Genomic DNA, 18066 nt, shown 5'->3' with positions numbered 1-18066 from the left:
CGGCAGGTTTCCCTGACTTACCCCCATTAATTGGTCAGACCATTCAATAAAGAAAAAACCAATTAGTCTTAAATTATTAGGGTAAACACTGAGATTCAAGCCAATAAACCCGTGGATACAATGCGCTCTACCCTTGACGATCTCAAGAAATGGTCAGACCAATCTACTGACCTTCAGGTTCGCTTGCGTTACAAGCGCCTCCCCTTTGCTCCTGCGGAGATAGAACAAACATGCAACAAGCGTGGCTGCAGCAATACGATCCCACCGGCAATATCTGGCTGTCGGCACTGATCGCCCTTATTCCAATCATCTTTTTTTTCCTGGCCCTGACCAAGTTGCGCATGAAGGGCTATCTGGCGGGCACGATTACGGTGCTGCTGGCTCTGGGCGTTGCCCTGTTCTTCTACCGCATGCCGGTTTCTGCGGCGCTGGCCTCGGTGGTCTATGGCTTTTTCTATGGTCTGTGGCCCATTGCCTGGATCATTGTGGCCGCCGTTTTCCTGTACAAGATCTCGGTCAAGACTGGCCAATTCGACGTGATTCGTGCCTCCATCCTGTCCGTCACACCTGACCAGCGTCTACAGCTGATTCTGGTCGGTTTTTGCTTTGGCGCGTTCCTGGAAGGGGCGGCCGGTTTTGGTGCACCCGTTGCCATCACCGCGGCCTTGCTGGCAGGTTTGGGTTTCCGCCCCTTGTACGCTGCCGGTCTGTGCCTGATTGCGAACACCGCTCCGGTTGCTTTCGGTGCCATGGGTATTCCTATCATTGTGGCCGGTCAGGTATCGGGTATTGATCCCTTTGAAATCGGCCAGATGGCCGGTCGCCAGCTACCTTTCATGACTATCATCGTGCTGTTCTGGCTGATGGCCATCATGGACGGCTGGCGCGGCATCAAGGAAACCTGGCCTGCGGTGCTGGTCGGTGGTGGCTCCTTTGCGATTGTGCAGTTCCTGACGGCCAACTACATTGGCCCCGAACTGCCGGACATTACCTCGGCCCTGGTTTCCCTGGTCGTGCTGACCTTGTTCCTGAAAGTGTGGCAACCCAAACGCATCTTCCGTTTTGAGACGCAAGAAGGCACGGCCCCCCAGAACAAGACTGCCGAACAGGCCCCTGCAGCATTGACCACAGGCCGCATCCTCAAAGCCTGGTCGCCCTTCATCATCCTGACTGCCATGGTCACGATCTGGAGTGTGCAGCCCTTCAAAGTGCTGTTTGCCGCCAACGGCCCGCTGGCTTCGACCATCGTGAACATTCCCGTGCCCTTCCTGCACAATCTGGTCGAAAAAGCACCACCCGTGGTCGCCTCGGCCACACCCTATGGCGCGGTCTACGCCTTTAACTGGCTGTCTGCTACCGGCACTGCCATTCTGATTGCCGCCTTGCTCACGATTATCTTCTTGCGCATGAAGCCCGCAAAAGCGGTCGAGACCTTGGGTGAAACCTTCAAGGAGCTGGCTGTACCTATCTATTCGATCGGTATGGTGCTGGCCTTCGCCTTTATCGCCAACTATTCGGGCCTGTCTGCCACCCTGGCACTGGCCCTGGCCCACACGGGCAAAGCCTTCACCTTCTTCTCGCCGTTTCTGGGCTGGATCGGTGTATTCCTGACCGGTTCCGACACGTCTGCCAACGCCTTGTTTGGTGCCTTGCAGGCAACCACGGCGCAGCAGTTGGGCCTACCTGAAGTGCTGATGGTGGCCGCCAATACCACTGGGGGCGTCACCGGCAAGATGATCTCGCCCCAATCCATTGCCATTGCCTGCGCCGCCGTGGGACTGGCTGGTAAAGAATCCGATCTGTTCCGTTTTACCGTCAAGCACAGCCTGGTCTTTGCTGTCCTTGTCGGCCTGCTGACGACCTTGCAAGCCTATGTGTTACCTTGGATGATCCCCTAAGGGCCCGCCCTCATCCTTTATCAGCAAGGTGCACAGACTCGCGCCTTGCTGATTTCTCTTTTCGCTACTTTCAAGAACTATGCGCCTCTCTGATCACGTCGCCCAACAACTACTGGCGCTGATTCAATCCAGCGATTTCAAGGCAGGGCAACGTCTGCCCGCCGAGCGTACGCTGGCAGCCCAATTGAACGTGTCGCGTGCTTCGCTGCGCGAGGCCATTCAGCAACTGAACACCCAAGGCATTTTGCGCAGTCAGGTTGGCTCAGGCACCTACCTGACTTCCCAAACGTCTCAATGGACGCAGCGTTCTGTAGACCCGCTGGCCGCCTTGATGCTGTCCGATCCCCAGTACCGCTACGATGTGCTGGAAGCACGCATTGCTCTGGAAAGCAGCACCACCTGGCACGCCGCCCTGCGCGCCTCCCCCGACGACAAAGACAAGATCCTGCAGTGCTTCGAGCAAATGATTCGCTACCAGCAAAGTGGTGACACCGAGCAATCTGCCCGGGCCGATGCCCAGTTTCACCTGGCCGTTGCCGAAGCCTCCCACAACCTGGTGCTGGTTCAAGTCATGCGAGGACTGTTCGACCTGGTGCTCAGCAGTGTGACCCAGAACCGGGACATCATCATGTTTGTGCACGACTCGCCCGAAACCATCACACATCTGACCGCGCAGCACGAGGCCCTGGTCAAAGCCATTATTGATGGCGATGCGGCCCGTGCTCGCCACGTTGTCAATGAACACCTTGGTTACGTACGCAACACCCTTATTCAGGCCGACGAAGATCTTGCTCGCCGCGAACGAGCCGCGCGCTTGCAGACACTGCCCTCGACCTTAACGGACTCCGCCCTGCCATGATTATTTCCTCCTCGACCGACTACCGGCGTGCCGCCCAAAAACGACTGCCTCCTTTCCTGTTCCACTACATTGACGGCGGTGCCTACGCCGAGCACACCCTGCGCCGCAATGTGGATGATCTGGCCAATGTCGCCCTGCGCCAGCGTGTGCTGAAAGACATGAGCCAGTTGGATACCAGCATTGAACTGTTTGGTGAAAAGCTGTCCATGCCGGTGGCCCTGTCCCCGGTGGGTCTGACCGGCATGTATGCGCGTCGAGGCGAAGTACAAGCGGCCCAGGCGGCCGATGCACACGGCATTCCCTTTACCATGTCCAGCGTGTCGGTCTGCCCGATCGAGGAGGTGGCCCCACGACTGACACGGCCCATGTGGTTTCAGTTGTATGTGCTCAAAGACCGTGGCTTCATGCGCAATGCGCTGGAACGGGCGCAAGCCGCTGGCTGCAGCACTCTGGTCTTTACCGTGGACATGCCCGTACCCGGCGCACGTTACCGTGATGCCCATTCAGGCATGAGCGGCCCGAACGCCGCCCTGCGCCGCTACGCACAGGCCGTCATGCACCCGCGCTGGGCCTGGGATGTGGGTCTACTGGGCCGTCCGCATGATCTGGGCAATATCTCGCGCTACTTGGGCAAGCCGACGGGCCTGGCCGACTATATGGGCTATCTGGGTGCGAACTTCGACCCTTCCATTTCCTGGAAAGACCTGGAATGGATACGCGAATTCTGGAAAGGTCCCATGGTCATCAAAGGCATTCTGGACCCCGATGACGCGCGCGATGCAGTACGTTTTGGTGCCGATGGCATCATCGTCTCGAACCACGGTGGCCGCCAGTTGGATGGCGTCCTGTCCTCGGCCCGCGCCCTGCCCGCCATTGCCGATGCCGTCAAAGGCCAGATCAAGATTCTGGCGGACTCTGGTGTACGCAGCGGGCTGGACGTGGTGCGCATGATTGCCCTGGGTGCCGATGCTGCCATGCTGGGCCGCGCCTACATCTATGCACTGGCCGCCGCCGGACAATCCGGCGTCGATCACCTGCTTGGCCTGATTGAAAAAGAAATTCGGGTCGCCATGACGCTGACCAGTGTCAGCAGTATTTCCCAGATCAGCTCTGACCTGCTTGTACAGGAGTCTTGACCATGTCAGTTTCCACCGGCGCTGCGGATTTGTTGCAGCAATTGCGCGCTATTGTCGGCAACCCCCACGTCCTGACGGACGACCGCAGCACGCGTCGTTACCGCAAGGGCCACCGTACGGGTGAAGGCAAGGTGTTGGCCGTAGTGCGGCCTGGAACGCTGCTGGAACAATGGCGCAGCCTGCAAGCCGCTGTCGCTGCCGATTGCATCGTGATCATGCAAGCGGCCAATACCGGACTGACGGGCGGCTCCACCCCCGACGGTGACGACTACGACCGTGACATCGTGCTGATGAACACCATGCGCCTACAAGGCATACAGGTCATTAACGATGGCGAGCAGGTTGTCTGCCTACCCGGTGCCACGCTCGATCGTCTGGAACAGACCCTGGCCCCGCTGGAGCGTGAACCCCATTCGGTGATTGGCTCCTCGTGTATCGGTGCGTCTGTGCTGGGCGGTGTTTGCAACAACTCCGGCGGTGCACTGGTGCGACGCGGCCCGGCCTACACGGAATTGACGTTGTACGCGCAAGTGCTGGACGATGGCACCTTGCAACTGGTCAATCACCTGGGCATCCATCTGGGGGATACCCCGGAAGAAATTCTGAGCCGCCTAGAACAAGGCAAGTACAGTGTCGCGGACATCATCAACGACCCGGAACGCAAGGCCAGCGACCCACGCTACGCCGAAGCTGTGCGCGATGTGGATGCCCAGACCCCAGCCCGTTTCAATGCCGACCCTTCACGCCTTTACGAAGCCTCCGGCTCGGCCGGCAAGCTGTGCATTTTTGCCGTACGTCTGGATACCTTCCCCAAAGAGGCCAGTACCGTTTTCTACATCGGCACCAACGACCCGGACGAGCTGACTGCCGTACGTCGCCACCTGCTGACGGACCTGCCCCGCCTGCCTATTGCGGGCGAGTACATCCATCGCACCGCCTACGATATTGGCGAACAATACGGCAAAGACACCTTCTTGCTGATCGACCGTTTTGGTACGGCCAAAGTGCCGTCCGCCTTCGCTATGAAAAGCCGTATCGATGGTTTTTTTGAACGCTTTGGCTGGCGCGGCGTCACCGATCGCGTGATCCAGGCAATCATGAACCGCCTGCCCAGCCACCTGCCGCCGCGTATGCGTGAATGGCGTGATCGCTTCGAGCACCACCTGCTGCTGCGCGTCTCCAACGACACCGCCCAGGCCACGCGCGAATTTCTAAGTCAGCAATTTGAAGGCAGCCAGCAAGGTGCCTATTTTGAGTGCGATGCAGAAGAAGGCCGCAAAGCCTTTCTGCACCGCTTTGCCATTGCCGGTGCCGCCATCCGCTACCGTGAGTCGCACCCCGACAGCGTGGAAGATATTGTGGCGCTGGACATTGCCTTGCGCCGCAACGACAAGGAATGGGTGGAGCAACTGCCGGACGATATGGAAAAAGACATCGTCCACAAACTCTACTACGGCCACTTCCTGTGCCACGTGTTCCACCAGGACTACATCGTCAAAAAAGGCGTGGTTCCTCTGGATATGGAACACCGCATGTGGAAGCTGCTGGATGAACGCCGTGCCGAGTACCCGGCCGAGCACAATGTGGGCCACCTGTATATCGCCAAACCTGCCCTGGCCGGGTTTTACCGCGAGCTGGACCCGACCAACACCTTCAACCCCGGTATCGGCCACACTTCGCGTCGCAAGTGGTGGACAGTTTGCTGCGGCGGCAAGCACGACTAAAGACCGCCTTTTCTTGAAGGCACCCACAGGCTGCCAGCCACTCTTTTTCTTGTCCTGCAGCCTGTCTCTTTCATGCCCCCTTCGTTGAGACCCGCAAGTCGCTGGCCTGCCCAACGGGCAAGCCTTACTCACTACACGGTAACCGTCACTGTGGCGGGAGCAGGAATAACGGTTGGCTGACCGAACTCGGTCGAAACCAAGTTTCTATTCCAAGCAACACAGCAGATGGATATCTTCCGGGTCCAGCTCAAACAAACGGGCATCAGGCTCTGGCGCGATTTCAAAACCATGCGCCCTATAGAAATCCACCGTATTCACTGAAGGCGTGGCCGAGGCATAGACCGCCTTCGCACCCCATTCCACAGCCTGTTTCTTGGCCTGATCCAGCAGCCATACGCCCATGCCCTGCCCTCGCAAGGACTGGCTGACATGCAGAAAGAAAAGTTGACGCCAATCGCCTTGTGGCCCTAGGGGCAAGCTGTCCAGACCCACAGCAGCCAGCAAAGTCTTCCCCTTGAATACGCCCATGAACCAGGCGCCACGATGAAAGGCGTCCTCATGTTCAGGGTGATATTTTTCCGGGTCGCCCTCCGGCCAGCCGCGCAGATCAATATCAGCCGCTTGCTTGTGCAACACGCCATTACGCAGCTCGTACAAACCGTCGATTCGCTCGCTACGGTCTATGGACCACAGCAGGTTCAGTTCGGATTCTTGAAGGGGACGAAACGCGCAGCCGTCAGGCAGAGAAAGAGAGGAGTCAGGCACAGTATTCAATGCAGATGATGGGATAAAACAAGAGTTAAAACGCATAAGGCTCGATAGTAAACAATCGCCACAGGCGCTGCTATGCAGACATGGCCTACTCAAGGCGTAAAAAACACATTCACATGCAGGTTCTGCACCTTCACTCCGCGTTTGAGCACCATACCGACAGCCTCATCCACCATGGAGGGTGACCCTGCCACATACACCTTCCAGCCATTCAGATCAGGCAGGTCCTGGCCCACCGCATCAGTCACCATGCCCCTTCGGTACGGTGCCACCGGCATCCCCGATAACACAGGCGTAAAGCTCAGATTGGGGTAACGTTCTTGCAAGGCTTTGAACTCGTCTTCGCAGTACAAGTCCCGCCGCTCCCGCACCCCAAAATACACATGAATAGGCTGGCTCATGCCCCAGCCCAAGGCCGTCTCTACAATCGACTGGATCGGTGCCAGGCCTGTTCCACCGGCAATACAAAGCATCGGCCCGCCATAGCCATCGCGCAGATAGGATGAGCCTAGCGGCACCGTCAGGCTGACCGGCTCACCTTGCTGCAAGACCGTATGCACATAGGCCGAAGCCACCCCACGCGGCACGCGGCGCACGTAAAAATCCAGCTCTGGCGCCCCCGGAGGATTGGCCATGGAATAACTACGCACCGGAGCCTGTCCAAACTTGATATCCGCGTACTGCCCCGCAAAGAAAATCAACGGTTCCTGACCATCCAAACGTATTCGCACCAGCCGGATATCGTGGGTCAGATCCTTGATACAGGACACGGTGCCCGTCAGTTCCCGGGACGGGATCAAGCCCCGAACATCATCGGTCCCTATCCAGCCCACCGTCACATCGGTTTGGGGAACCGCTCTACAGGCCAGAATCAGGCCCCTGGCCTTTTGTTCCTCGGTCAGCGCAAAGCGGGAGTACGCCATCATCTCCACCTGCCCCTTGACCAGGCGCGTCTTACAGCCCCCGCATACCCCTGTCTTGCAGCCGTGAGGGTAAGAGATCCCGTGCTCCAGGGCAGCCTGCAAAATGGTTTGATGATCCTGTGCCTGAATGTGCTCTTGTCTCTGCTGGATAAGAATAGTTTTGCCAGCCATGCTTGCCTCTCCTCGCTCCTTTCGGGCCATAGTGCTGCACTCTTGCTCGCGAAGCAATCAGAAGTCATAAGCCGGTGCGCGGACCAACTTATCGATTCCGACGAGCCCGCTCCTGCACCACATTACTTTCCAGCACTAAAGCCGCCCGGCTGCTAATCCGGTCCAGCATGCTGCTCAGGGCCGCCATTTCTGCGGCACTCAGGTCCTGAAAGATCTCCTCGTTCAAGGAGGCCACAATCGGCATGACCTCCTTGTAACGCTGCATACCCAACTCCGTTACCGAGACATGCACCACACGCGTGTCTTTGGTATCGCGCGTGCGCTTTAACAAGCCCTTTTCACACAGAGAGCTGACCGCCCGGGAACAGCGTGCCGTATCCAGCGATACGGCCTCAGCCAAGGCCGTGCCCGTCAAGGCGGGGTGCATGCTGGCGATAGCCAGAATGCGCCATTCACGGCGCGTGATATTGAAGCGCCCCTCGCACAAGCGAATAAAAATCGGGTTGCCTGCTGACCAGGCCCGATACAACTGGAACATCATCATGGCCGGAAGCGTAGGAGCCGGAACGGCGCTTGCCGGGGTAGAAGAAGACGGGGAGGGGCTGACCATAGAAGGACCTTTAGCCTTAAAGATACTTGATTAGAACAAGTATCAGCCCCCTTGGTAAGCTGCGGTAAAAACTGATGGAAATCAAAAAAAGGAGACAAATCATGACCAAGAACCGCCTTCGCGCCACGCTAACAAGCTGTCTGCTGTCAGGGCTGTTGTTCACTGGCTTATCCCATGCGGCCACCCCCATTGAAAACCTGACCGTCGTTGTCCCTTATGCCCCCGGAGGCGCCTCTGATCGAGCTGCCCGCATTGTGTCAGACAGCCTGCACCAAAAACTTGGCATTCCCGTGGTGGTCGAGAACAAAACCGGCGCGGGGGGCCGAATTGCCGCCCAGTATGTCAAAAATACAGCAGCAGACAAGAATGTGCTGATCCTGGCCAATCCCGCCATCATGGTGGTCGCCCCCCTGGTTTTCAACGACATCCCGTACAAGCCCGACAGCGACTTTCAAGCGGTTTCCATGGTGACCGAATACGGCTTTGGGGTGGCTGTATCGGCAGACAGCGACATTAAAACCATGGATCAACTGATCACCTGGGCCAAAGCGCATCCCGGTGCTTTCAATATCGGTGTTCCTGCCACCGGCAGCCTGCCCCACTTCTTTGGCCTGATGCTGTCCCAGCAAATTGGCTCCAAGGGCGAGATTATTGGCTACCGTGGCTCGGCCCCTGTGATTACCGACCTGATCGGCGGCATTTTGCCCGTGGCTATTGATACGCTGGATGTGCTGACCGCCCAACACCAAGGCAAACGCATCCGCATTCTGGCTACCTCCGGCAGCGAGCGTGAAACCGCCCTGCCAGACGTCCCCACCCTAAAGCAGTCGGGTGTTGAGCTGGAAGCCTCGGGCTGGAATGCTTTCTTCGCCCCCGCCTCCATGCCTGCCGACAAAGTGACCCAACTGGGCGAAGCGATCAAGGCAGTCACCAGCGCCCCGGCCCTGCAAGAGACACTGCTGAAAAATGAATTGATCCCTGTGTCTGCCAATGCAGAAGAAACCCGCGTCCGCATCGAACAATTCCGCCAACAATGGGCACCCGTTATTCAAGCCTCCGGCTTTAAAGTCACGCAATAAACCAGCAACACAAACAACATGACACAACGCAAGAACGTCCTGTTCATCATGGCCGATCAGCTACGCGCTGATCACCTGGCCTGCTACGGGCACCCTCATATTCGTACCCCCCATCTGGATGCACTGGCTGCCAAAGGGGTGCGCTTTGATCGCGCTTTCGTTAACTCCGGCGTTTGCGGCCCATCGCGCATGAGCTACTACACAGGCCGCTATCCTTCTACTCATGGTGCCACCTGGAACCGCGTGCCCTTGTCGGTAGGCGAGGTCACCATGGGCGAGTACTTGCGCGCCGGTGGGCACAAGCTGGTGCTGGCGGGTAAAACCCATATCATGGTTGACCACAAAGGGCTGGAGCGATTGGCACTAGACGGCGGCAGCGAGCTGGCCCGCCTGCTGAAAACAGGTGGCTTTGAGGAAATAGACCGCTACGACGGCCATCACGAACCGGGCGAAGAAAGCGGCTACCCGGCCTACCTGCGACGTCATGGCTACCAGTCCGATGACCCATGGACAGACTTTGTCATCTCCGCACGCGGCCCTGATGGAGAGGCCGTCAGCGGCTGGCATATGCGCAATGCCCGCTACCCCTCTCTGGTGGAAGAAAAGCACTCGGAAACGGCCTATATGACGGATCAGGCCCTGTCCTTCATGGAGCGCATGGGGGACGAACCCTGGGTCCTGCACCTGAGCTACGTCAAACCCCATTGGCCCTATATTGCCCCCGCGCCCTACCACGATATGTACAGCGCAGATCAATGCCTGCCCGTGGTCCGCAACGAGGCCGAACTTAGCAACGCGCACCCTGTGCTAGAAGCCTACCGCCAGCAAGAAGAATGCGTCAGCTTTGCCAGTGACACCTGCGTGGAGACCGTCCGCCCCGCCTACCAGGGGCTGATCACCCAATTGGACGACCACCTGGGTCGCTTGTTCGACTTCATGTCCCGCAATGGCCTGATGGACAACACCCTGATCATCTTCACCGCCGATCACGGGGACTTCCTGGGCGATCATTGGCTGGGCGAGAAAGAGCTGTTCTACGACACCGTGCAGCGCGTGCCTTTCATCGTCTACGACCCGTCTCCGGAAGCGGACGCCACGCGTGGAACCGTCGATGACAGAATGGTCGAAGCCGTGGATGTACTGCCCACCATGCTCTCCTGGCTGGGCCTGCCACCGGCCCCGCACCGCATTGAGGGACGAGACCTGCTGCCCCTGCTGCACGGTGCCCAGCCCCCGTGGCGCGACTGCGTGTTTTCCGAACTGGACTACAGCTATCGACTGGCGCGCGTGCTACGTGACAAATCACCGTCCAATGCCAGAGCCTGGTCCCTGCGCAGCGACCGTTGGCGTTATGTGTATTGGCTGGACGAGCCCGAGCAGCTTTACGATCTGCATGCAGACCCAGAACAGTTCAACGACCTGGGCCAATCTGCCGAGCATGAGCACATACGGGAGGAATGCCGGGAACGCTTGCTGCAATGGTTTACCAGCCTGAAACGCCGTACTACCGTGACCGAAGAAGAAGTCGAACGCGGCACCAATGCGTATAAAAAGGCAGGGGTGTTTTTTGGGCAGTGGTAAAGCCTAGAAGCTTGCTTGGCTTGGCGCTGTCAGCCTGAAGTCTGAAAGCGCCAAGCCACCGTCTTTCTACAGGTCAAGAGCAAGCAACCAGGAGCCGCTATCGTCAAAGGACAGAGATCCCCCAGGCTCCCAACCCCGCCAAAAGCACCACCACGACAGGGGGCACCTGCCCTACCGTCAGCAAACCGAACAAAAGCAAAGCCAGCGCAACATCTGCCCGACTGTGAATGGCACTGGTCCACACCGGGTCATACAGAGCCACACCCAGAATGCCGACCACACCTGCATTCACACCGGCCATCGCCGTCCGCATCCCTGCCCTATGCCGCAAACCCTGCCAAAAAGGCAAAACACCAATCAGAATCAAGACCGCCGGTATAAAAATCACCACCAATAAAACCAGTCCACCCAGCCATCCGTGCAAGGGCCCTTGAGCCATCGCCCCGATATACGCCGCAAAGGTAAACAAGGGTCCCGGTACCGCTTGAGCTGCACCGTAACCCACCATCAAATCCGCATTGCTGACCACCCCGCTCGGCACCACCGAGGCCTGCAATAAAGGCAACACTACATGCCCGCCCCCAAACACCAAGGCCCCGGAGCGATACACGCCTTCCAGCAACTGCGCCGTAGACGAACCCGTCGCCGCTGCCCAAACAAGCAAGGCAATCAGCAGACCCGCAAACAGCAGCAAAGCCACTATCCCCACCTTGCGCGACACCGGATACGCATGAGCCTGCGCCGCACCTGCCTGAATGACATCCAACCTCCACCAAGCCAGCAGACCCGTGATCACAATTGCGGCCACCTGCCCAAACGCAGAGGGCAGCAAAAGACTCAACAAAGCCGCCAGAATCGCCAAGGCCGCTCTGGCGCGATCAGGACATAAAGAGCGAGCCATCCCCAGCACCGCCTGCGCCACAATCGCAACGGCCACAACCTTGAGGCCATGCACCCAAGCAGACTCGGCAACCCCCTGGAACCCGGCCAAACTCAAGGCAAACAGAATCAACACCATCGCCGAAGGCAAGGTAAAACCCGTCCAGGCAGCCAGTAAACCCAGCCAGCCCGCACGCCCCAAACCAATCGCCATCCCCACCTGACTGCTGGCCGGCCCCGGCAAGAACTGACACAGGGCGACCAGATCCGAATAACTGCGATCATCCAGCCAGCGACGACGCTCCACAAACTCCGCACGGAAATAGCCCAGATGCGCGATCGGCCCACCAAATGAGCTCAGGCCCAGTTTCAGGAAGGCCCAAAAGACCTCCAGAGGCTTGCCTTGTTGAATCGCCGCCTGCTGCGCTAAAGGCGTATTCCTAGAACCATTCATCGCTGTTAGCCCCCCCCGAAAGTCGTCAAATGCACTGACACATTGCGCCTGAGTCTACTTGTCTTTTGTTATAGCTATGCGAGGCTGCTGGCCCTATTAAGATTTATGCTTAATCATCGCATCTCCGTCATCGTTTTCAGTTGTATGTGCAACTATCGAATCGGTTGCCCAAAAGAATAGCGGTATGCCATGAACCTTGAAGAGGTGCACAAAGGGCCGCACGTTCAAACCCCGCTCTCTTGGCCAATAAGCATACATAAGATCAAAAACTCACAAGACACAGCTTTATAAACAGTTGTCCTTTATATGATCCCAAGTAAAATTTACAGAATATTTAAACAACAAAACCGGGTTGCTTTTGTATGCCTACATTGAGTGATTTAACTGCCAAAGGCTTTGAGATCCTTTTCGTCTCCCACGCCCGCTCAATTCTCGAAGGCGAATTTGGGGAGACCCTAGAAGAACTGGCATCCGTGCTAAATGCACTGGAGCTGCCGATCACGGAGATCATCGGTAGTGGTGGTGGCGAGAGCAAATTCACACAGCGGATGCGTCGCGAGTTGGCTGCGCTTGGCTGGACAAAACATAATTTTGAGATAGCCAAAGTCGTGGATGGGGTCCAGAAAGAGTCGACGTCACACGAAGTAGATCATGTGCGACGAGTTGATGGCGTCGGGGTCCTAGCGTGCGAGATCGAATGGAACAACAAAGATCCCTTCTTTGACCGTGACCTTGAAAACTTTAAGCGGCTTCATGCTGAAGGTGCGATCAGTGTAGGAGTTATCATCACCCGGGGGAGTTCGCTGCAAAGAGCGCTGTGGCAAGCTGTACATCGCTTCGCAACAGATAGAGACATCAGGAGCTACGATGACCTGGAGACACACGGATACACCCCCACTCCCAAACAAAGAAACAATGTCCTCAAGAGAGTAGAACGTCCCAGAGACCCAATCCCCTTCGTAGACGCATGGACTGACAACTTCGTTTCAAACAAATACGGTATGGCTACTACCCATTGGGACAAACTAATTCATCGGGTGGATAGAGGTGTAGGAAATCCATGCCCCCTCTTACTAATCGGTCTTCCAGATAAAATTATTCAGTTCGATTCCGCTCCAGTAGAGGAGTTGGACGAAGATGATGTAAGCGTCGACCCGACGGTCCAAGAGGACGGATGACAACTGATCTGTAGAACCTAAGCCGATATGTACCAGTAGGCTGATCAGCTAGTATTTTACTAAAGGCTCTTTATAGACACTCGGGTATAGCTGATCGATATATAGATATCCTTGTTGTCAATAAAAAGGCTCGCAAGCCAGCTACTCCGACTATATCACTTATGATATGTGACTCGAAGAAGGAGCGGCCGCAAGGTTGACATATAGGCCTGGAGAATAAAGCTACATCGTCTATTACACGGAAAATTCTGGCAAATGGTTTGAAATCAAACAGCTAGCCAAATACTCAACGCATTAGCACCTATCTCAGTTTGGAGCTGGTCAACTGCTAACGCCGACCTTAGTACGATGGGGACAAGCCATGGCAACAAGAGTGCGGATTGTAGAATAGACTCGTCATTCCCTACAGAATCATGAATTGATAGCTCAGAGAGAGCCACTCCAAGGAACAAGCAAACGAGAAAACCGTCTAGACGAAGCCTCGGACATCGTTGACAGATTACCAACCATAAGACAACTGGGATTCTTTTTGAATCCTAAAGTTAAGTGAATCACAACGAATGGGAAAGAAGGTATTCGCCCGATATCGTTTGACGTTTGAGAGGTGCAAGTCCGAGACCCTCTGCCGCAGTTCTTCGGAGCGACATTGCATATGCCCCACAAGAAACACCATTCGCCACGATGCCCTCGGCCCGCAACCAAACGGCGCAATGATACTGACAACGCGGTAGATCCAAATCAAAATTAAGCAGCTTGGAACACAAGGGCCTCACAAGCCCAAGTCATTCTCGCAGACCATAACCAACATCATTCAAGTATCAGCAGTATAAGCAACTCCATCGTCGGCATTCGCAGCAGAATGATTCGCATATGTCGGCCAGGTAGGACAATAGCTGCTGTCTGCCTGGTTACCCCAAATCGCCCAACCTTCCCGTTCACCACGTGCAAATAGCTCCAAGAATGGTCCCGGGCTGCACGAAGTAATCAATTCATATTGCTCATCCGGCTTACGGCTGTGCTCACGCTTACGGGTCGAAATCATATTGACCTGTGTCCGTCCCGGCTGCAAGGTTCGAGCGTTCTTACCGCGCACACCAAAAAGCAACAACTCCGTCACATTACGGAAATAGAAACCTACACCGCGACCATCCGGTCCCCCATCCTTGCGAATCTTTTGCCAAACGATGTTGGACTTGTAGTTGAACCCCCACGCCTTCATAACCTCAAGCCCCTCTGGAAGCAATGCGTTAGGCACCCATAGGTACAGGTGAGCAGTATCTTCTGCTGCAGCCGACACAGGAAGATCCTTGATTTCGGCAAGGGTCATCGTTTCGTAACGGGTCAATCGACGATGTTCAGGCGCAATTTTTCCAGTCCGATTCTGAAACTGCCATGGCGGATCAGCCAATATGGTCTTGAACTTCCGACCAGCAATGTACTGGGCGAAGTCCTGAGAAGCGGTAACGTCACCCTGATTGGTTGAGTCTTTCATATTTATACTGCTTAAAAAATGACGCCACGTTTGGCAAACTCGGCTTCCAATGCCTGAACGATGATTGCTTGAATGCTTGATCTTTCATCAAGACTCAGTTCATGCAACTTCCTCCACCTGCCACGAGGCAGACGAAAGCTTGTTTGCACTAGCTCTTCCTGATCCTTCACCTGCTTTCGGGTTTTAGCGGTCTTGCCGGTTCGACTTGTCGTTCGCTCTGCCGGTGAGCTCTGCATATCTAATCCCTCTGCTACCAAGTTAGCTTGGTACCAAATTCTACAGCACTTGAGGCCGAACATGTTAACTGCCGATCCTAACGCGGCTCCCCCACTGTCCATCCGACAACTGCAACGCCACACTCTCAATCATAAAAAGAGCGAGATACGTTCGACATTCGCTAAACTTGTTTTTGCGAAGACCCTACCTAACGGCAGCAATGCAAATATCCCAATCGCTTCTATTCCAGGGGGCCTGGGCCTGGTGATCTGGGCCGTCAAACAAGCCCAAGAAGCTCATGTCTGGGCAGGGCCGCAGAGCCATGCTCCCGAAAGTCGTAAGAGTCGTGAGCTGCTCAACTTGACGCGTCGCTATTAATTAGGAGCTCAGTGCAGTACAGAAAGAGAACCTGGATCAGCAGTTTGCTCAAGAGCCGGTGCTTCGGATGCAACACTTCGCCAAGCGGCAGCTCAATGGCTTCTTGACGCCCAAGAGACCGATGCGCAGGCGAGCCCAGAAGAGGATGACCTAGTTCCTGGCATTAAACAAACAGTTCGACTAGAGCCCACTCGTACCTGGGCCGAAACGCCCCGATCGTGACTAGAGCCGATCGCACGGATGTGAAGCTTCACCCAATCTAAGGCATCACCAAAGGCTTCCACACAGAATGGAAAGGCTCTCGCGTCGTGCGTATTGATTCTGGAATTTTGAGAATTGCCGCATGCGAGTCTTAGCTCAGTGCGGTTGGAACGGTGTGATCAATCGCGTCTAGTGAATGTCTATCCCCGTTTATGGGCTAGAACTTATGAACACTAGGGATTTTTGAGTGGTGCCCGGGGCCGGAATCGAACCGGCACGCCTTGCGGCGGGGGATTTTGAGTCCCCTGCGTCTACCAATTTCACCACCCGGGCTAGGTATGGCAACCTGGGAATCCAGGCTTGGAAGGAAAGATTAGTATTATACGCAGATTACTGGAGGTTTTGGCAAGTGCTACTGCAATTTTTTTAAATTTAGCCGGGGCGCGAACAGATTGCCGTCTAAAACCTGCCTGAAATCGCGTTTTCTGCCTGCTTTGTCACAACTGCTTAAGCAATAACAGGCCGTTCTAAGTGGGCAGAAAGCACGCTCATTGCTGCCCCTGCTCCAGCCAGAACCTCAAATAAAAAACAGGCCAGGTACATTGCCCTGGCCTGTTCTATTTCTTGCTTTGTATTCGGGGGTTAGTCCCCTGCTACTGCCTGTCCGTTACGAATCCACTCGCGCCAGATGGCGACCAGCAAGGCCATCAGAACCGGGCCGATGAACAAGCCTACGATGCCCATTGTTTGCACACCGCCCACCAAGCCAAAGAAGGTTGGAAGGAATGGCAGTTTTACCGGGCCGCCGACCAGTCGTGGTCGAAGGGTTTTATCAACGATGAACAGCTCGATAGCGCCCCACAGGAATAGGCTGACGCCTGCAACCAGGTGACCAGAACCTATCAAATACAAAGACACCATTGTGAATGACAGAGGGGCACCCCCTGGGATCAGCGCCATGAAGCCGGTAATCACACCCAGCAGAACGGGCGATGGAACACCTGCAATCCAATAAGCAATCCCCAGGACAACACCCTCGCCCAAGGCGATCAGGCCCATCCCGGTGACGGTGGAGTTAACCGTAGCTGGCACAACGCGGGAGAATCGCTGCCAGCGGCCTGGCAAGATTCGCTCGCCCACAATGTCCAATTGCACCAGCAAGCGGTCGCCATCCTTGAAGATGAAAAACAGCGTGATCAGCATGAACAGCACGGTCAGTAGCAGGTGGAATACGTTGCCGGTCGCGGACAAGACCATGCGGTAAATATTGCCCAGATGCTGGCCGCTGACCATCTCGACCAGTTCACCCAGCGCGTGGGGTTCACCCAGATAAAGCTGCCAATAGTCTGTCAGGCGTTCGCCCACTAAGGGCATGGCCTTAATCCACTCCGGGGTGGGTGTGCCGTATCGGTTGGCGGCTAGCGCCCAGGTGATGAAGCTGCTGGCTTCCTGAATGGCAAAGGACAGGGCTAGTGATAAAGGCACCACCAGCACCACGATCACGACAAGCAGTGCCAGTGTGGCCGCCAGGGCATGGCGGCCATTGCAGCGTACGACCAGTCGTTTATAAAGGGGCCAGCCGGCCAGTCCTATGATCAGCGCAGCCAGAACAGGGACCAGAAATCCCTTCAAGAAGTAAACGCCTGCGGCCAGCAAAAGCAGTAATAGCCAGCGGGCAATTAAAAATGCGGGTAAGACGGGTTGCATAAACGATGGAGACCCTCGTGTCTATTGGGTGGGCATGGGTCGGTGCCCGAAAGTTTTTTGACAATAGCATGATCATCGCCCAAGGAATACCCGTTTCTAAGCGCAAACCGGGCAAGTTGTTGAGCCCAGAAAATCAGCACTCTACAAAACGGGGAAGGGCACTAGACCGTGGCCATCCAGAACACGGGTTCTGGTTCGGCGCCCTGTTACTTGCCATTTCAACAGAACTCGGCATGTCAGGGCGTTTATATCTTACGCCCTTCTGCTGGCGGATACCGCTAGCGTGCTCCGTCCAGATCCGCTTGAACCTCACCCACAGGTAAACCCCAGTTTTTTTTAATTTTCACATACGTAAAATATTTTTCTCACACAGGAAATTAAAACATGGAAAAACCATCTTGGATTGTTAGCCCGGACGATGTGCTGCCCTACTCGCCGGCCAACCACACGGGCACGGTTAATCGTCGTTTGATCAGCCAGGCCAATGTGGGTGCCAAGCATGTAGAAGTGCTGTTGGGCGTCATTGAAAAAGATCAGGGCGCCCTACCCCATGCGCACCCTGGTATTGAGCAGGTCTGCTATCTGCTCAGCGGTACAGCCGATGTTGAAGTTGATGGCGAGCGCGGCCAAATGAAAGCTGGCGAGTGCTGTTACTTGCCCCCCGACAAAAAGCATGTCTTTACCGTTACCAGTGACGAGCCAGCCCGACTGCTGGTGATTTACTCCCCCCCTTACGAAGAGCATCCCGACCGGGTCATTCGCTGACCCAGGCGCGTTTGCCAGCTTGGCTCACCGTACCAAGCCCATCC

14 protein-coding genes and 1 tRNA gene are annotated in these 18066 nt (G+C 56.0%); 8 read left to right on the top strand and 7 right to left on the bottom strand.

Annotation, left to right across the window (positions count from 1 at the left end; genetic code table 11):
- Positions 1-230 precede the first annotated feature (230 nt).
- The 4 genes from lldP (at position 231) to dld (ending at position 5617) form a co-directional block, all read left to right on the top strand.
- A complete protein-coding gene (gene lldP / locus LNA76_RS09380) occupies positions 231-1898 on the top strand; it encodes an L-lactate permease (protein ID WP_230018955.1) in 1668 nt (555 codons plus the stop codon).
- 79 nt (positions 1899-1977) lie between these two features.
- Positions 1978-2757 (top strand): transcriptional regulator LldR, encoded by a 780-nt coding sequence (gene lldR / locus LNA76_RS09375; RefSeq protein WP_108728179.1) that lies wholly within the window; start codon positions 1978-1980, stop codon positions 2755-2757.
- A complete protein-coding gene (lldD, locus tag LNA76_RS09370; protein ID WP_108728180.1) occupies positions 2754-3893 on the top strand; it encodes an FMN-dependent L-lactate dehydrogenase LldD in 1140 nt (379 codons plus the stop codon). The genes lldR and lldD overlap by 4 nt, the downstream gene beginning before the upstream one ends.
- Before the next feature lie 2 nt (positions 3894-3895).
- On the top strand, positions 3896-5617 hold the full coding sequence (dld, locus tag LNA76_RS09365; RefSeq protein ID WP_094195505.1) for a D-lactate dehydrogenase: 1722 nt from the start codon (positions 3896-3898) through the stop codon (positions 5615-5617).
- A gap of 204 nt (positions 5618-5821) precedes the next feature.
- Here the strand turns inward: dld and LNA76_RS09360 are convergent, their stop codons facing one another.
- The 3 genes from LNA76_RS09360 to LNA76_RS09350 form a co-directional block, all read right to left on the bottom strand.
- Entirely contained in the window at positions 5822-6382 is a 561-nt protein-coding gene (locus tag LNA76_RS09360; protein ID WP_230018954.1) for a GNAT family N-acetyltransferase, read from the bottom strand.
- Positions 6383-6480: 98 nt separating this feature from the next.
- Positions 6481-7482: a 2Fe-2S iron-sulfur cluster-binding protein gene (locus LNA76_RS09355; RefSeq protein ID WP_230018953.1), complete on the bottom strand. Its 1002-nt coding sequence runs from the start codon at positions 7480-7482 to the stop codon at positions 6481-6483.
- An 88-nt stretch (positions 7483-7570) separates the two neighbouring features.
- The gene (locus tag LNA76_RS09350; protein ID WP_230018952.1) at positions 7571-8092 is read right to left on the bottom strand and encodes a MarR family winged helix-turn-helix transcriptional regulator; all 522 of its coding nucleotides are present in this window, start codon (positions 8090-8092) and stop codon (positions 7571-7573) included.
- 101 nt (positions 8093-8193) lie between these two features.
- On the opposite strand from LNA76_RS09350, the gene LNA76_RS09345 reads away from it, so the two are divergent.
- Positions 8194-9171, top strand: a complete 978-nt coding sequence (locus tag LNA76_RS09345; protein WP_230018950.1) for a tripartite tricarboxylate transporter substrate-binding protein — start codon at positions 8194-8196, stop codon at positions 9169-9171.
- A gap of 18 nt (positions 9172-9189) precedes the next feature.
- Positions 9190-10752: a sulfatase-like hydrolase/transferase gene (locus LNA76_RS09340; RefSeq protein WP_230018948.1), complete on the top strand. Its 1563-nt coding sequence runs from the start codon at positions 9190-9192 to the stop codon at positions 10750-10752.
- 103 nt (positions 10753-10855) lie between these two features.
- Here LNA76_RS09340 and chrA read toward each other — a convergent pair whose 3' ends face one another.
- Positions 10856-12085 (bottom strand): chromate efflux transporter, encoded by a 1230-nt coding sequence (gene chrA, locus LNA76_RS09335; RefSeq protein ID WP_230018945.1) that lies wholly within the window; start codon positions 12083-12085, stop codon positions 10856-10858.
- 362 nt (positions 12086-12447) lie between these two features.
- Here chrA and LNA76_RS09330 point away from each other — a divergent pair, with 362 nt between their 5' ends.
- Positions 12448-13263: a BglII/BstYI family type II restriction endonuclease gene (locus tag LNA76_RS09330; RefSeq protein ID WP_230018943.1), complete on the top strand. Its 816-nt coding sequence runs from the start codon at positions 12448-12450 to the stop codon at positions 13261-13263.
- A gap of 811 nt (positions 13264-14074) precedes the next feature.
- Here LNA76_RS09330 and LNA76_RS09325 read toward each other — a convergent pair.
- The 3 genes from LNA76_RS09325 to LNA76_RS09315 all read right to left on the bottom strand — a co-directional run bounded on the left by LNA76_RS09325 (position 14075) and on the right by LNA76_RS09315 (position 17257).
- Complete coding sequence (locus LNA76_RS09325) at positions 14075-14755, bottom strand: MT-A70 family methyltransferase (protein WP_230018942.1); 681 nt, start codon at positions 14753-14755, stop codon at positions 14075-14077.
- 1043 nt (positions 14756-15798) lie between these two features.
- Positions 15799-15883: transfer RNA gene (locus LNA76_RS09320), tRNA-Leu, on the bottom strand.
- A 309-nt stretch (positions 15884-16192) separates the two neighbouring features.
- On the bottom strand, positions 16193-17257 hold the full coding sequence (locus LNA76_RS09315; RefSeq protein ID WP_094195494.1) for an AI-2E family transporter: 1065 nt from the start codon (positions 17255-17257) through the stop codon (positions 16193-16195).
- A gap of 384 nt (positions 17258-17641) precedes the next feature.
- Between LNA76_RS09315 and LNA76_RS09310 the strand changes: the two genes are divergently transcribed.
- Entirely contained in the window at positions 17642-18022 is a 381-nt protein-coding gene (locus LNA76_RS09310) for a cupin domain-containing protein (RefSeq protein WP_094195493.1), read from the top strand.
- Positions 18023-18066: the final 44 nt, after the last annotated feature.

This window comes from Alcaligenes sp. MMA (genome assembly GCF_020907215.1).
Lineage (GTDB): Bacteria > Pseudomonadota > Gammaproteobacteria > Burkholderiales > Burkholderiaceae_B > Alcaligenes > Alcaligenes aquatilis.
Note: the sequence above shows the minus strand (reverse complement) of the source record. Positions and strands in the feature narration are given on the sequence as shown.

Bases quoted from the DNA above. Each gene is read 5' to 3' on its own strand.
- LNA76_RS09345 (WP_230018950.1), top strand. From the start codon at position 8,194: ATGACCAAGAACCGCCTTCGCGCCACGCTAACAAGCTGTCTGCTGTCA.
- lldD (WP_108728180.1), top strand. From the start codon at position 2,754: ATGATTATTTCCTCCTCGACCGACTACCGGCGTGCCGCCCAAAAACGA.
- LNA76_RS09315 (WP_094195494.1), bottom strand. From the start codon at position 17,257: ATGCAACCCGTCTTACCCGCATTTTTAATTGCCCGCTGGCTATTACTG.
- dld (WP_094195505.1), top strand. From the start codon at position 3,896: ATGTCAGTTTCCACCGGCGCTGCGGATTTGTTGCAGCAATTGCGCGCT.
- chrA (WP_230018945.1), bottom strand. From the start codon at position 12,085: ATGAATGGTTCTAGGAATACGCCTTTAGCGCAGCAGGCGGCGATTCAA.
- LNA76_RS09355 (WP_230018953.1), bottom strand. From the start codon at position 7,482: ATGGCTGGCAAAACTATTCTTATCCAGCAGAGACAAGAGCACATTCAG.
- LNA76_RS09350 (WP_230018952.1), bottom strand. From the start codon at position 8,092: ATGGTCAGCCCCTCCCCGTCTTCTTCTACCCCGGCAAGCGCCGTTCCG.
- LNA76_RS09310 (WP_094195493.1), top strand. From the start codon at position 17,642: ATGGAAAAACCATCTTGGATTGTTAGCCCGGACGATGTGCTGCCCTAC.
- LNA76_RS09330 (WP_230018943.1), top strand. From the start codon at position 12,448: ATGCCTACATTGAGTGATTTAACTGCCAAAGGCTTTGAGATCCTTTTC.
- lldR (WP_108728179.1), top strand. From the start codon at position 1,978: ATGCGCCTCTCTGATCACGTCGCCCAACAACTACTGGCGCTGATTCAA.
- LNA76_RS09340 (WP_230018948.1), top strand. From the start codon at position 9,190: ATGACACAACGCAAGAACGTCCTGTTCATCATGGCCGATCAGCTACGC.
- lldP (WP_230018955.1), top strand. From the start codon at position 231: ATGCAACAAGCGTGGCTGCAGCAATACGATCCCACCGGCAATATCTGG.
- LNA76_RS09325 (WP_230018942.1), bottom strand. From the start codon at position 14,755: ATGAAAGACTCAACCAATCAGGGTGACGTTACCGCTTCTCAGGACTTC.